Source organism: Mycobacterium shunyiense, assembly GCF_058270075.1.
Genome location: NZ_JBZDPU010000040.1, coordinates 588,540 through 602,064, shown reverse-complemented (window position 1 = coordinate 602,064; position 13,525 = coordinate 588,540). Strand labels below are relative to the sequence as shown.

12 protein-coding genes, 1 tRNA gene and 1 pseudogene are annotated in these 13,525 nt (G+C 65.4%); 8 read left to right on the top strand and 6 right to left on the bottom strand.

Going from position 1 to position 13,525, the window contains the following annotated elements; all coding sequences use genetic code 11:
• The first annotated feature begins 63 nt into the window (after positions 1-63).
• The 4 genes and pseudogenes from AC4ELH_RS33440 to AC4ELH_RS33425 form a co-directional block, all read left to right on the top strand.
• Entirely contained in the window at positions 64-390 is a 327-nt protein-coding gene (locus tag AC4ELH_RS33440) for a hypothetical protein (protein ID WP_498889124.1), read from the top strand.
• A 138-nt stretch (positions 391-528) separates the two neighbouring features.
• Entirely contained in the window at positions 529-1,146 is a 618-nt protein-coding gene (locus AC4ELH_RS33435; RefSeq protein WP_498889122.1) for an antirestriction protein ArdA, read from the top strand.
• A 151-nt stretch (positions 1,147-1,297) separates the two neighbouring features.
• Positions 1,298-1,738, top strand: coding sequence for a helix-turn-helix domain-containing protein (locus AC4ELH_RS33430; protein WP_498889120.1), 441 nt, complete (start codon positions 1,298-1,300; stop codon positions 1,736-1,738).
• 1 nt (position 1,739) lies between these two features.
• Positions 1,740-2,843: pseudogene (locus AC4ELH_RS33425) on the top strand (recombinase family protein); the annotation flags it as partial.
• A gap of 637 nt (positions 2,844-3,480) precedes the next feature.
• Here AC4ELH_RS33425 and AC4ELH_RS33420 read toward each other — a convergent pair.
• The 5 genes from AC4ELH_RS33420 to AC4ELH_RS33400 all read right to left on the bottom strand — a co-directional run bounded on the left by AC4ELH_RS33420 (position 3,481) and on the right by AC4ELH_RS33400 (position 8,009).
• Positions 3,481-3,556, bottom strand: a tRNA-Ala gene (locus AC4ELH_RS33420).
• A 55-nt stretch (positions 3,557-3,611) separates the two neighbouring features.
• Positions 3,612-4,832: a divisome protein SepX/GlpR gene (gene sepX, locus AC4ELH_RS33415; RefSeq protein WP_498889118.1), complete on the bottom strand. Its 1,221-nt coding sequence runs from the start codon at positions 4,830-4,832 to the stop codon at positions 3,612-3,614.
• Between the two features lie 243 nt (positions 4,833-5,075).
• Positions 5,076-5,729 (bottom strand): GNAT family N-acetyltransferase, encoded by a 654-nt coding sequence (locus AC4ELH_RS33410; RefSeq protein WP_498889116.1) that lies wholly within the window; start codon positions 5,727-5,729, stop codon positions 5,076-5,078.
• A 46-nt stretch (positions 5,730-5,775) separates the two neighbouring features.
• Positions 5,776-7,014 (bottom strand): molybdotransferase-like divisome protein Glp, encoded by a 1,239-nt coding sequence (gene glp / locus AC4ELH_RS33405; protein WP_064886094.1) that lies wholly within the window; start codon positions 7,012-7,014, stop codon positions 5,776-5,778.
• A gap of 65 nt (positions 7,015-7,079) precedes the next feature.
• The gene (locus AC4ELH_RS33400; protein WP_064886096.1) at positions 7,080-8,009 is read right to left on the bottom strand and encodes a UTP--glucose-1-phosphate uridylyltransferase; all 930 of its coding nucleotides are present in this window, start codon (positions 8,007-8,009) and stop codon (positions 7,080-7,082) included.
• Positions 8,010-8,036: 27 nt separating this feature from the next.
• Here AC4ELH_RS33400 and AC4ELH_RS33395 point away from each other — a divergent pair, with 27 nt between their 5' ends.
• From AC4ELH_RS33395 to AC4ELH_RS33380, 4 genes are all read left to right on the top strand, one after another.
• A complete protein-coding gene (locus AC4ELH_RS33395; protein WP_498889113.1) occupies positions 8,037-8,636 on the top strand; it encodes a 5-formyltetrahydrofolate cyclo-ligase in 600 nt (199 codons plus the stop codon).
• A gap of 19 nt (positions 8,637-8,655) precedes the next feature.
• Positions 8,656-9,885 carry a PucR family transcriptional regulator gene (locus tag AC4ELH_RS33390; RefSeq protein ID WP_498889111.1) on the top strand — a complete coding sequence of 410 codons (1,230 nt, stop codon included), beginning with the start codon at positions 8,656-8,658 and terminating at the stop codon, positions 9,883-9,885.
• 125 nt (positions 9,886-10,010) lie between these two features.
• Positions 10,011-11,858, top strand: a complete 1,848-nt coding sequence (locus tag AC4ELH_RS33385; protein ID WP_498889109.1) for an amino acid permease — start codon at positions 10,011-10,013, stop codon at positions 11,856-11,858.
• Entirely contained in the window at positions 11,855-12,742 is an 888-nt protein-coding gene (locus AC4ELH_RS33380; protein ID WP_463805522.1) for a universal stress protein, read from the top strand. Before AC4ELH_RS33385 ends, AC4ELH_RS33380 begins: the two co-directional genes overlap by 4 nt.
• On the opposite strand, the gene AC4ELH_RS33375 is transcribed toward AC4ELH_RS33380, so the two are convergent.
• Entirely contained in the window at positions 12,739-13,509 is a 771-nt protein-coding gene (locus AC4ELH_RS33375; protein ID WP_498889106.1) for an HNH endonuclease family protein, read from the bottom strand. The genes AC4ELH_RS33380 and AC4ELH_RS33375 overlap by 4 nt on opposite strands.
• Between the last annotated feature and the right edge of the window lie 16 nt (positions 13,510-13,525).

The window sequence follows — 13,525 nt, the reverse complement described above, 5'->3', positions numbered from 1 at the left end:
CATGCGGCCGTATCTGTAAGCGCACCAAGCGTTTACCGGCCGCACAGCACCGAGGAGGTTGCTATGTCCGCACCCGAGGAGTTGACCCGAGGCGTCAAAACCCTTGGCATCAAACTCAAGCCGGATGTCCACGCCCAGCTGAGCTTCATCGCCCAACTGCGCGACGGCACCATCACCGATGAAATCCAGATCGCCATCGCCGAGCGCATCGCTCGCGCCAAGGACGATCCGGAACTGGTCAGCAAGGCGGCTGAGGCCCGCGCCGAAATCGAGCGCGAAGCCGCAGCCCGCCAGCAGGCCATCGCCACCCTGTTCGCCGACGGCGGCGAACCCAGCACTACCCGGCCACGCCGGAGCGCAAGGGGAGGTGAAACCCCATCGGAAACCTGACCGTGCCCTCTATAGGACACGGGCGTCAGTAACACCTACGGCGCACCACGGGGCCGGCGGGAAGCAGATCGAGCCAATCACGCTCTCTGCTTCCCGTCCGGCCCCACACAACCATTGAGAAACAGAAGGGAGGTGAGAATGAATGAAAAACACCACGAACCAACAGAACCCACCCCAGGGCCGGAAGCTTCGCAGCAGGCTGAGCCCGAACCGAAACGGTCACCAGCCATCTACGTCGCCAGCCTCGCTGACTACAACAACGGCATCCTGCATGGCGCGTGGATCGACGCCGCCCGCGACCCCGAAGACATCCAGGCCGACATCAACGCCATCCTGGCTAGTTCCCACGAACCAAACGCCGAAGAGTGGGCCATCCACGACTACGAACAATTCGGCCGCTGGAAAGTCAACGAGTTCGATTCCATTGAACTCGTTTCCCTCATTGCCAAAGGCATCGCCGAACACGGCTATGCCTATTCCGCTTGGGCTGACGTGTTCGAGGGGGAACCGGCCAGCTTCGACATCGACAGCTTTCATGAGGCCTACCTCGGCCACTACGGCTCCATCACCGATTACGTCGAGCAGATGGCCGACGACCTGGGCCACACGCGAGAGCTGGACAAGCTTCCCGAGCACTTGCGGGATTACGTGCGCATCGACTACGCCGCCATCGCCCGCGACATGCACCTGTCCGGCGACATCGCGACCGTCGACGACCCGAACGGGGGCGTGTGGATCTTCCGCACCAACCTGTAGCAGCTACCCCAACAACCGCTCCATCGCCCATTTCAGAATTGAAATAATCACGGACGAATCTCCAAATTATTGCGTCATAAGAATACGTTTCCATATTGATTTTATTCAATATTTCATTGTACAATTAAGGGTACAAAGGGGCGCAATTCTCATGACACCGGAACAAACCGTTAAACTCATCAAACTTCTTAAAGACAAGCGTGAAGAACTCCGCTTAAGTGTCAATGAAGTTGCCCGCCGAGCTGAAGTCGATCCAGGCACCGCGTGGCGGATCGAGCAGGGCATGATCGCCAAACCACGCGTAGAGAGCATAATCGCGATCGGCAGGGTCCTCGGCATCAACCCGTTGGAACTGTTCACCACCATCGGCTGGCTCACCGGCGACGACCTGCCGGATTTCGGTACCTATCTGCGCGCCAAGTTCGATGACCTGTCCGAGACGGCCATCGAGGACATCGAGCACTACGTCACCAGAACGGGATACGTCTACGCGCTCGCCGACAGCCACGGTCACACAGCCAATCCGATAGCCGACCAACGACACACGGCCCATCCTCACATGCACCATTTGGGTCCGCCGAAGGAGTCCTGACATGACGGCCGACCTCACCACCGGTCCCGCGCTTGACCAGATCGACGGGGCAGCGAAAGCCGTGCTCTACCTTCGCGTGTCGAGCAAGAAGCAACTGGACACCGCCGTCGACATCGACCCGGACGGCAACTCCATTGCCACGCAACGCGAAGTCAGCAACCGCAAGGCCAACAATCTGGGCGCTGATGTCGTCCGCGAGTTCGTTGAACCGGGCGTCTCCGCATCAACGATCGAAAAACGCCAAGCTTTTCAGGAAATGCTGACGTTCCTACGTGAGAACCCCGAAGTGCGCTACGTGGTCGTCTACGCGCGCTCTCGCGCCTTCCGCAACTACATCGACGCCGCGATCACCAAGCGCGTCTTGGACAAGCTCAACGTCAGGCTGGTTTCCGCCCGCGAGGATTTCGGCGATGGCGTCTACGCCGATGCCATGGAAGCCGTCACCGACATCTTCAACGACGTCCAGAACAAGCTCAGCGGCGAAGATATTCGAATCAAGCTGCAGCACAAGGCAGCCAACGGCGGAACCACCGGCAAAGCACCACTAGGCTATCTGAACGTCCGCGTGGAACATGAAGGCCGACTGGTCAACACCGTGCAGGTCGACCCGAAGCGAGCACCTCTGGTTCGCCGCGCATTTGAACTGTATGCAACAGGCGACTATGGGCTCGAACGCCTCGAAGCGACCATGGCCGACCTCGGACTGACTGCACGCGCCGCCGGGAAACTCCCCGAGCGGCCTGTCACATTCAAGTGGCTGCATCGCATGCTGCGCGACCCCTATTACGTTGGTTGCGTCGTCTACAAGGGCGAGATCTACCAAGGACGGCACGAACCGATCGTCGACCAAGCATTGTTTGATCGGGTGCGAGAAGTGCTCGAGTTTCGCAGCAAGAGCGGCCAGCGCGACAGGGTCTTGCAGCACTACCTCAAGGGCATCTTGTTCTGCGACCGCTGCGAAAGAAACGAGCGCACTTCACGACTCATCTATACGGAGGCCACAAACCGCTCCGGCACTCGCTACGGCTACTTCCTGTGCCGTGGGCGCCAAGACGGTGTGTGCGACTTGCCATACCTCCAAGCGGAGAAGGTGGAACAGGCGATCATCGACCACTACGCGACCTTGAACCTGCCTGCCACTTTTGTCACCGACGTTCGGCAGTTACTCAAGGATGCACTCTCAAGCGAACAGACCAGCGTTGCCGAATTGCACACCGCTTTGAACCGCAAACTCAAGGACCTGGAAGCCAGGGAGGACAGACTCGTAGACCTCCTAGCAGACGACGCGCTTCCCAAGGCCAAGGTCATGGCCAGACTGCGGAAGATCCAAGCCGAACGAAACGCCGCCCAAGCCAGCCTGGCCAACACCGACGCCGAGCTCGCCATTGGGGCCGGCGTGCTGCTTAACGCCCTTGATCTGATGTCTGACCCGGAGAAGTCGTACAACAACGGAAACGATGCCACGCGTCGCAACATCAACGAGACCTACTACCAGAGGTTCTACGTCGATGATCAAGGGGTCCAAGCAAGTGACCTGAAGCCGCCGTTTGCGGATTTCCATGCAGCGCTCGACCTCACGAACAAGACCAAAGCGAGTGCGCTAACAGCATCGATTGCCCGCACAACGAAACGAGGCCCCCTTGCGGGAGCCTCGGATCGAGCACAACGTCGTTATTTTTACTCTGGATTAGCTCTTTCCCTTGCCGACATCCTTTCGGGCGTCGGTTCGAGTAAGAACTCTTTGGTGGAGCTAAGGGGAATCGAACCCCTGACCTTCTCGATGCGAACGAGACGCGCTACCAACTGCGCTATAGCCCCTGATACCGGAACGAAAGGCTACCAGCCGTCGGCCCGGAACCGGAAACCGGCCGGCCTACTGGCCGGAAGCCCGCGGTAGATCGTATTCGCGCGACATCGACCCATACGACGCGTAGGCCAGGTGCTCGAAGATCGGATCCTCGTCGTCGATGTCGAGCACCACTGCGCCGGGCCTACGCAAGCGGGCCGGCACCACGTCGAGCTTGTGGTCGTCGGTGCTCTCCACGCCCAGCCGGGACCGCGCCATCCGTTGTGCACGACGACGCCGCAACTGTTCCTCGATACGCGTCTGGCGGCGCAGATAGGCCAGGTACAGCACGGTGACCGTGCCGGCACCGCCACACACCCACCAGGCCGACGGCGTCACCAGGAAGGCAGCGCCCGCCGAGAACAGCATCGTGGCCGCCAGCACCGCGAGCACGCGCTTGCGGAACCGGAACTTGCGGGCACTGACCTCCGCGGCGGTCTTGGACTCGAACCGGCGCTGGCGGGGCGCACTCGGCGATCCGACGGGGGTCTCTGCCGATTCCTCGCCGACCGGTTCGTCCTCGGCCTCGGGTTCCAGGCCCGATGAGTCGTCGACGTACTCGTACTCGTCGGCAAGTTCTTCTTCATCGTCGGCGCCGACGGGATCCGGCGCGCCCTCGGGCTCCTGGTTCTCATCGAGATCCACTGCGATGCGCTCGGTCTGGGCCTCGGATTCGACGGCGTCGAACTCCGCGGCCGGCTCCTCGACCGCGACGGGCTCAGGCTCCGCTTCGGGCTCCGGTGCTGGTTCCGGCTCGGCTTCCGCTTCAGGCTGCGTCTCGAATTCCAGCTCGAGTTCGGGCTCGGCGACTTCCTCGGATTCGGCGACGGGTTCGGCAGCCTCGGCCATCGCACCGACCGGCAGTGCACCGGAGTCCTCGTCGACGACGTCGACATCCAGATAGTCGGGTTCGGGGGTCTCGACGCTCACGGCGGCCACCACCACGGTGCGCTGCACGGTGGCGTGCACGCGCACTTCGGCCGGCTCTTCGTCTTCCTCGAAGTCGTCATCGAGGTTCTCGTCGAGGTGGTCGGCCGTGTGTTTCCAGTGCGGATCGCTGTGATGCCCGGCGGCCGGGCCGCGTCGTAAGCGTTGTGCGTTGCGGCCACTGTTGAGAACTCGTGTCGCCAGGGCGACGTCACTGGTGCGACGCACCGAGTCGCGCTTGCTGATCAACATCGGGACCAAAACGAAAAGCCAGAGAACGACAAGGGAAATCCACAGCAGTGACTGGGGGATGCTTGGCATGACGCCTGCTCCTTTCCCCTTCAGGCTAGGTCTGTGACCAGCGCATCCATGGATGGCGCGCCGACACAATTACACACCTGTAATTCATTCGATACAAGCACCACTAGTCACACGTGTCACATTGGTAACAGCTCAAGAACCCGAATTCGCCGAGATGGCTTCCAGGGCTGTGAATCCGGCGAAATCACGACCCTGGGCGCAGTTTCGACACGGCGCGCCGCAATCCGGGCCGACCCGGACGGCTCAGCACCAACTGGCCCGCCCGGCCGACACAAGGGCTTGAGACGCCGAATGTTTCAGCTCCTCCAACGTGACCGCCACCAGAAGGTGGTCCCGCCAGGCACCGTCGACCTCGAGATAGCGACGCAACAGGCCCTCCTCGCGGAACCCCACGCGTGCCAACACGGCCCGGCTTGCGGCGTTCTCGGGCCGCACCGTGGCCTCGACCCGGTGCAACTGCACCCCGGCGAAGCAGTGGTCGAGACCTAGCGCCAGCGCTCCGGTCGCCACCCCGCCGCCGGTCTTGTCACTGGCCACCCAGTAGCCGATCCAGGCCGATCGCAGCGCGCCATGGGTGACATTGCCGATCGTGAGCTGGCCGGCGAACTCGCCGTCGAGCTCGATCACATACGGCAGCATCCGCCCGCGCCGGGCCTCACCGCGCAAACCCGAGCAGATCGCAGGCCACGACGAAACCCCATGGCGGACATGCCAATCCACGCCACTTACCGGCTCCCAGGGCTCCAGGTGGGCCTGGTCAGCCAACCGGATCCGGCTCCACACCGCCGCGTCGCGCAGCCGCACCGGGCGTAGCCGCACCACGCCCGCCTGCACCCGCAGCGGACCGATCGGCCCGGGCCAACCCGGGTGAAAGGCACTGGACCGCAGCAGGCTCATCCGCACAGTCGATTCGTCACACCGTCATTCATCGAATGAAGTCTTATCAGCCGCGCTGGGCCAGGAATGCCACATCCACGGTTTCGCCGGTCCGGACCTCATCCACCTCGCTCGGAATCACCACGAGACAGTTCGCCTCGGCGAGGGTGGCCAGCAGATGCGTCGACGCCCCGGGCGCCCCGCCGAGTGCCTGCACCAGGTACTCGCCGGTGTCCTGGTCCCGCATCAACTGCCCGCGCAGGTATCCCGTGCGCCCGGCCACCGAGCTGATCGGTGCCAGCGTGCGGGCCTGCACCACGCGTCGCATGGGCTGGCGCTTGCCCAGTGAGAGCCGGATCAGCGGGCGGACCATCACCTCGAACACCACCAGCGCGCTGACCGGGTTGGCGGGCAGCAGGAAGACCGGAACGCGGTCCCGGCCGAGCTGCCCGAAGCCCTGCACCGACCCGGGATGCATCGCGATCCGGGACACCTCCATCTCGCCGAGTTCGGTGAGCACACTGCGCACCGATTCGGCGGCGGCACCGCCCACCGCCCCGGCGATCACCACGATCTCATTGCGATTGACTTGGCCCTCAACGGTTTCCCGGAGTTCCCGCGGGTCGGTGCTGATGATGCCGACGCGGTTGACCTCCGCGCCCGCATCCCGGCCCGCCGCGGCGAGAGCATACGAGTTCACGTCGTACACCTGCCCGGTTCCCGGGCTGCGGGACACGTCGACGAGTTCGCCGCCCACGCACATCACCGACAGCCTGGGCCGCGGGTGCACCAGCACCCGGTCCCGTCCGACCGCGGCCAACAGGCCCACCTGGGCCGGACCGATGATGGTGCCGGCCCGCACCGCGACATCACCGGGTTGCACGTCGTCTCCGGTGCGCCGGACGTAGGCGCCCGAACGCACACTGCGCAGGATCCGGACGCGGCTCTCTCCACCGTCGGTCCACCGCAACGGGAGCACCGCGTCGGCCAGCGTCGGCATCGGCGCACCGGTCTGCACCCGGGCAGCCTGCCGGGGCTGCAAGCGGCTCGGGGTCCGCGCCCCCGCCTCGATCGAGCCCATCACCGGCAAGCTGATCTCACCGGCACCGTCGCCCACCGACAACACGTCCACGCTGCGGACCGCATAGCCGTCGATCGCGGCCTGATCGAATCCCGGCATGGGCCGTTCTGTCACGACCTCTTCGGCACACATCAGACCTTGTGACTCGGCGATGGCCACTCGCACCGGCCGGGGCGCCACCGCGGCAGCCGCTACCCGAGCCTGCTGTTCCTCGACCGAACGCACAACACGCCTTCCTATCTACGGGCCCCGACTGCCGGACAACGCGCGGCGTAGGGCCCGACGCGTTGCTAGCCCTCCTGTCCGGCCAGACCCAACCGTTCGACCAACCAGCTCCGCAATTCGGGGCCGTAGTCGTCACGTTCCAACGCAAAGTCAACCGCAGCCTTCAGGTAGCCGCCGGGATTTCCCAGGTCGTGTCGGGCTCCGCGGTGCACGACCACGTGCACCGGATGGCCCTCTTCGATCAGCAGCGCGATGGCGTCGGTCAGCTGGATCTCGCCACCCACACCGCGCGAAACCCGACGTAGCGCATCGAAGATCGCCCGGTCCAGTAGGTAGCGGCCGGCCGCGGCGTACGGCGACGGCGCGTCTTCGGACTTGGGCTTTTCCACCATGCCCTTGACGCGCAGCACGTTCGGGTTGGCCGCATCGGGCACCGTCTCGACGTCGAAGACGCCGTAGGCGCTGATCTTGTCTTCAGGGACCTCGATGGCGCACAGGACCGTGCCGCCGCGCTTGGCCCGCACCTTCGACATGGTCTCCAACACGCCCGTCGGCAACACCAGATCGTCGGGTAGCAGCACCGCAATCGCGTCCTCGTCGGGAGCCAGCGCACTCTCGACGCAACCGATGGCATGCCCCAGCCCGAGCGGCTCCGCCTGCACCACCGACTCGACCTTGATCAACGCGGGAGCCCGCCGGACCTTCTCCAGCATGGTCTTCTTGCCGCGGGCCTCCAGCGTGCCCTCAAGCACCAGGTCCTCGACGAAGTGCGCGACGACACCGTCTTTGCCCTCGGAGGTGATGATGATCAGCCGCTCGGCGCCGGCCTCGGCCGCCTCCGCCGCGACCAGCTCGATGCCGGGGGTGTCGACCACAGGCAGCAGTTCCTTCGGGACCGTCTTGGTCGCGGGCAGGAAGCGCGTGCCCAGACCGGCCGCGGGGACCACGGCCGTGTAGGGAATCGGCACTTCAGGCGCCTTGGGAGAGGTGCTCATCGTTCACACACTAACGCCCGTTCTGAAATGGTGGAGGGCGTGACCCCGCCGACCAAGACCGAGTTGCGAGCTGGCGTTCTCCGTGCAAGACGGGCCGCGACCGACGACTGCCGCAACCGCGAGGCGCAGGCAATTTGCCACTGGCTGCCCGCACTGGTCCGTCCCGGGCAAACGGTGTGCGCCTACGTTCCGGTCGGCTCCGAACCGGGGTCTGCGGCCATGTTGGACACCCTGTTGGAACTCGGTGTGCGCGTACTGCTTCCGGTTGCCCGCAACGACGGGGACGGCCGCGCAATGCCGATGCAGTGGGGTGAGTATGTACCCGGCACGTTGGTGGCAGCCGAGTTCGGTCTCCGCGAGCCCGCGCCGCCGTGGTTGCCCGCCGGATCGATCGCCGACGCGGCGGTGGTACTGGTGCCCGCACTGGCCGTCGACCGCCACGGCAACCGACTGGGCCGGGGCGCCGGCTTCTACGATCGCAGCCTGATCTACGCCTCACCGCATGCACGACTGGTCGCGGTGGTACGGGACGACGAATTGCTCGACGAGCTGCCCGCCGACCCGCACGACGTGCGCATGACGCACGCGTTGACGCCGTCGGGCGGAATGGTGACGTTGCACAGCTGAGCGGTCCAGAATCATCAGGGTGTCCGATCCGGTGAGCGCCGACTTCAGTGTCCGCATGCAGCTGATCGTCGACGTCCTGGCCCAGACCCTGGATCGGGCAGTGCTCCTGGACGACGAGGAGCTGACCCCGATCACGCACAGCCGTCAACTCGGCGAACTCGACGACGTGCGGGTCCACAGCGTGTTGCAACGTGAGACCCGCGCCGAGGTCAAAGCGGCGCTGTTCGAATTCGGAATCGGTTCGGCCGACTCGGCGGTGTGGATCCCAGCATTTCCGCAACACAACTTGATGCCGCGGTTCTGTGTGCCGGTGCGCTCGGCGTCCGAGCGGTTCGGCTACCTGTGGATCATCGCCCCTGAAGGGTCATTGTCCGAGGACGGTCAACGGCTGGCCGAACGAGCCGGCGCCGACCTGCTGGCCATCCTCGACCGCCGCAACGCGGCACTGCGCGCCGAAGAGTCTGCGCAGCAGGGCCTTTTGATGCGGTTGCTTGCCGCCGACGAACCTGCGCTCGCCCAGGCAGTCGTCCGTGAGCTGCATGCCAGGGCGATGGTCGAGCCGGACGACGTGGTTCAGATTTTCCGGTTCGAGCCCACCCTCGACGGCGCGGGCAATCCGGTCGATCGGAGTATGGCGCTGCGCCTGCGGTTGACGGCCACCGACCGAACGCACCGGTGGTACACCCTCGCCGGATCGCCGACCACGATCGTCGCGGTATCGCGCACCGGATCTGCCGCGGCGGCCGAAACTGTGGCCGGTGCCGTCCGGGCCAGCTACGGAACGCACCTGGCCATCGGCACCTCCGGCGTCGCTCTGCCGATAACACAAGCGGCCCTTGGGTTTCGACACGCGAGCCTGGCACTGACGCTCGCGGGCGTCGGCGCGAGCAGCACCCAGGTTGCCGACTGGTCCGCACTCGGTTCGTGGCGCACACTGGCGCTGCTGGGCCAGGCCTACGACCGGGACCGGCTCGGCGAGCTGGTCCACCCCGGCATCGTCAGCCTGATCGAACAGGGTCGCGACGACCTCCTTCGCACGCTCGAGACCTACCTGGCCAACGGCGGCGACGTGCGGCGCACTTCCGAGGACATGTATCTGCACCGGTCCACGCTGTACTACCGGTTGGAGAAGCTGACCGAGGCCGTCGGCAGCGACCTCAGCGACGGCGAGACCCGTTTCGAACTGATGCTGAGCCTGCGACTGGCCCGGCTTGCCGGGCTGTACCGGCCCGATTCGACAACTGTCTGAACCGGCCGCCTGGGTTTCCTACAGTTTCGGCCCAATTTCGGCTCCATCGATCGGCCGCCGGGCATAGCGTTTCCTTCTGGTCGCTTGTGACCTGAGTCACATACCACGGAGGAGTCGGTACGCAAATGGGTGAAACACCCGCATTGAAGAAGGCACTCAGTCAGCGTCAGTTGACGATGATCGCCATCGGCGGCGTGATCGGCGCCGGCCTGTTCGTCGGCTCCGGGGTGGTGATCGGCGCTACTGGACCCGGCTCGTTCATCACCTATGCGCTGGCCGGGGTCCTGGTCATCATGGTGATGCGGATGCTGGCCGAGATGGCGGTGGCCAACCCGTCGACCGGATCATTCGCCGATTACGCGCGCAACTCGCTGGGCAACTGGGCGGGGTTCTCGGTCGGCTGGCTCTACTGGTACTTCTGGGTGATCGTCGTCGGCTTCGAAGCGATCGCGGGCGCCAAGATCATCCAATTCTGGGTGGATGTCCCCATCTGGCTGACCGCACTGCTCCTGTTGATCGCGATGACGGCCACCAATCTGTTCTCGGTGTCGTCCTTCGGTGAATTCGAGTACTGGTTCGCCGGCATCAAGGTGGCGGCGATCCTGGCGTTCATCGGATTGGGCGCGCTCTTCGTCTTCGGACTGTGGCCGAACAAGGACATGGACTTCTCGAATCTGACCTCTCACGGCGGGTTCTTCCCCATGGGCGCAATGGCCGTCACCGTCGGTGTGGTGACGGTGATCTTCTCGATGGTCGGTGCGGAGATCGCCACCATCGCCGCCGCCGAGTCCGCCGATCCCGAGCGCGCCGTGGCCAAGGCCGCCAACTCGGTCATCATGCGTATCGCGATCTTCTTCGTCGGCTCCTCATTCCTGATCACGACGATCCTGCCGTGGGATCACTTCAAGAAGGACGCCGCGGGCAACGTCGCGTCGCCGTTCGTCTCGGTGTTCACCGAGATGGGTATCCCCTACGCCGATCACATCATGAATGCGGTGGTCCTCACCGCGGTGCTCAGCTGTCTGAACTCTGGGATGTACACCGCATCGCGCATGCTTTTCGTGCTGGCCGCCCGGCGCGAGGCACCGCCGCAGTTGGTCGCGGTGACCCGACGCGGCGTCCCGGCCCCGGCAATCCTGACCTCGTCTGTCATCGGCTTCCTGTGCGTGATCGCTGCGGCGTTCTGGCCGGACACCATCTTCGCGTTCCTGCTGAATTCCAGTGGCGCCGTGATCCTGTTCGTCTACCTGCTCATCTGCATCTCGCAGATCGTGCTGCGCTATCGCACCTCACCAGACCAGCTCAAGGTGAAGATGTGGCTGTTCCCAGTGCTGTCGATCCTCACCGCCGCAGCCATCTTCGGCATCCTGATCCAGATGTATGTGCAGGGCGGGGACAACCGGAAGGCCCTGACGTTGAGCGTGGCGTCGTGGGTGGTGGTGATCCTGCTGTTCCTGGCCAACCGGTGGTTCATCGGACACCGGCCCGAGGTGGCCGGCGTGGCCCCGGCGGACGGAGCCGCCCATCCACACCGAGTGTTGGTGCTGGCCAACGAGACCGTCGAATCCAACGAACTGCTCGACGAGTTGCGGCGCATCGGCGCGGACCGCGACGCCGTCTATCAGGTGGTGGTGCCGGCCAGCCCGATCGACACCGGGGTGGCCGCCACCCACGGGCCGCTCGACATCTCCGAGGCCACCACCCGCGCGGCCCAGCGTCGCCTCGATCAGACGCTCAGCACGCTGCGCTCGGAAGAGCTGCAGGCCGACGGTGAGTTGGGTGACTATCGTCCGCTGCGGGCCCTGGCCCACGCCGTCGAGGCGTTCCGGCCCGACCAGATCGTGATTTCGACGCTGCCGCCGGAGGATTCGGTGTGGCACCGGTTCGAGGTCGTCGACCGGGCCCGCGCCGACTACCAGATCCCGGTAACCCATGTGGTGTCGCGAGCCCGTACCCAGGAGCACGCGTCGTGACCATCCTGGCTGCGTTCAGCGCGAGCCGGCACAGCAGCGCACCGCTGAACCTGGCGATCCAGATCGCCCGCACGACGGGCGAGCAGGTGATCGCCGCGGCAGTGGTGGAACGGTCATGGGCGGCGCGCGACGACATGGTCGAGGGCGAGTATTTGGCCTATGTGCGCGGGCAGGCCACCCAGGCGTTGCAGCGCGCGGTCGCCGTCCTGCCCATCGATCTCGACGTCACCCCGGTCGTGCACGAATCCACCTCGATCCCAACCGGTTTGATCGAGCTTGCCGACGCCCACCGGGCGACCATGGTGTGCGTCGGCTCGTCCTCATCGGGCATGCTCGGCCGGGTGGCGTTGGGCAGTGTCACCGAACGTCTGGTGCACACCGCGCGGGTGCCGGTGGCGTTCGCACCACGCGGGTATGCCCAGAATGACGGCCGCATCACCCGGCTCACCGCGGCCTACGGCGGGGAGGCCGACGTCAACGGACTGATCCCGGCCACGGCCGAACTCGCGGCGTCATGGCAGGCCAAGCTGCGCATCGTCTCGTTCACGGTCCGCAACACCGCAGCGTTCGCCGGAACCATCGAATCGTCGGCCGAGGAGTTGGTGGTGCAGCAGTGGTCCCGGCGAACCATCGCCGAGATCACCAAACAGCTCAAGGCTATTCGTGACCGCATGGCCGTTCCCGACGTCGACGTGGTGGTGGGCGCGGGCCACGATTGGAATGCCGCGGTACAGAGCATCGGATGGGACACCGGAGACATGCTGGTGCTGGGTTCGGGTGCGGCCGCCCCGACGGCCCAGGTGTTCCTCGGCTCGGCGGCGGGCAAGATCCTGCGCCGCTCGCCGGTGCCGGTGATGATCGCGCCGAGCTACCGGCGCGGCTAGCAGCTGTCGAGCACCACTGCCATGGCGCGCTGCTCCTTGGCCGAGACCCACAGCTGATAGGCGGATTTCACCTCGACCTGGCGGGCCACGAACTCACAGCGGAACGCCACGTTGGGTGGGAGCCATCCGGCCGCGTCGCGGAAGGCCTTGTCGAAGTTGGGTTGTGCGCCGACCGCGATCAGGTTGCGCGGATCGTTGGCGAAGTCCTTGCGCCGCTGCGGGTCCCAGGACCGCGCCCCCTTGTACCAAGCGTCCGACAGGGATACGAGGTGGTCGATCTGCACGGTGCTGGAGGTGTCGGGGCCGCGGGTGAACGCGATCTCGACGCCGGTGTAGGGGTCGTGCAGGACACCGGTGGCGGCATAGCACGTGCCGGGCCGGACGGTCAGTCGAGCCAGATCGCGGCGCAGGATGTCGTCGCGGGTGTTGCACCCGTTGCGGCCGAACTCGACGTTGACGTCGTCGCTCCAGGCCTCACCGAAGCGGTACCGGGCGTAATCGGTGTCGCGGTCCCAGCCCTTAACCGGCAACCCCGCCAACAGCGTGCGGGCCCGGTCGTAACCGGGCGTCCGCTGCATCGGCGCCGGCGCCAGGCCTGTCGTCGGGGGCGGTGCCGAGGCCGCGGCGGAGCCGTCGACCGGCGTGGCGGCCTTCATGCGGGCCAGCACGAGCACGGCGAGCACCGCCAGGATTACCGCCACCACGAGCAGGACCGCTAATCTTCCGGTGCGCCGGCGCCGGCGGCCCGCGGGAATGACATGGCCCACGTAGCGGTTCTAGCAC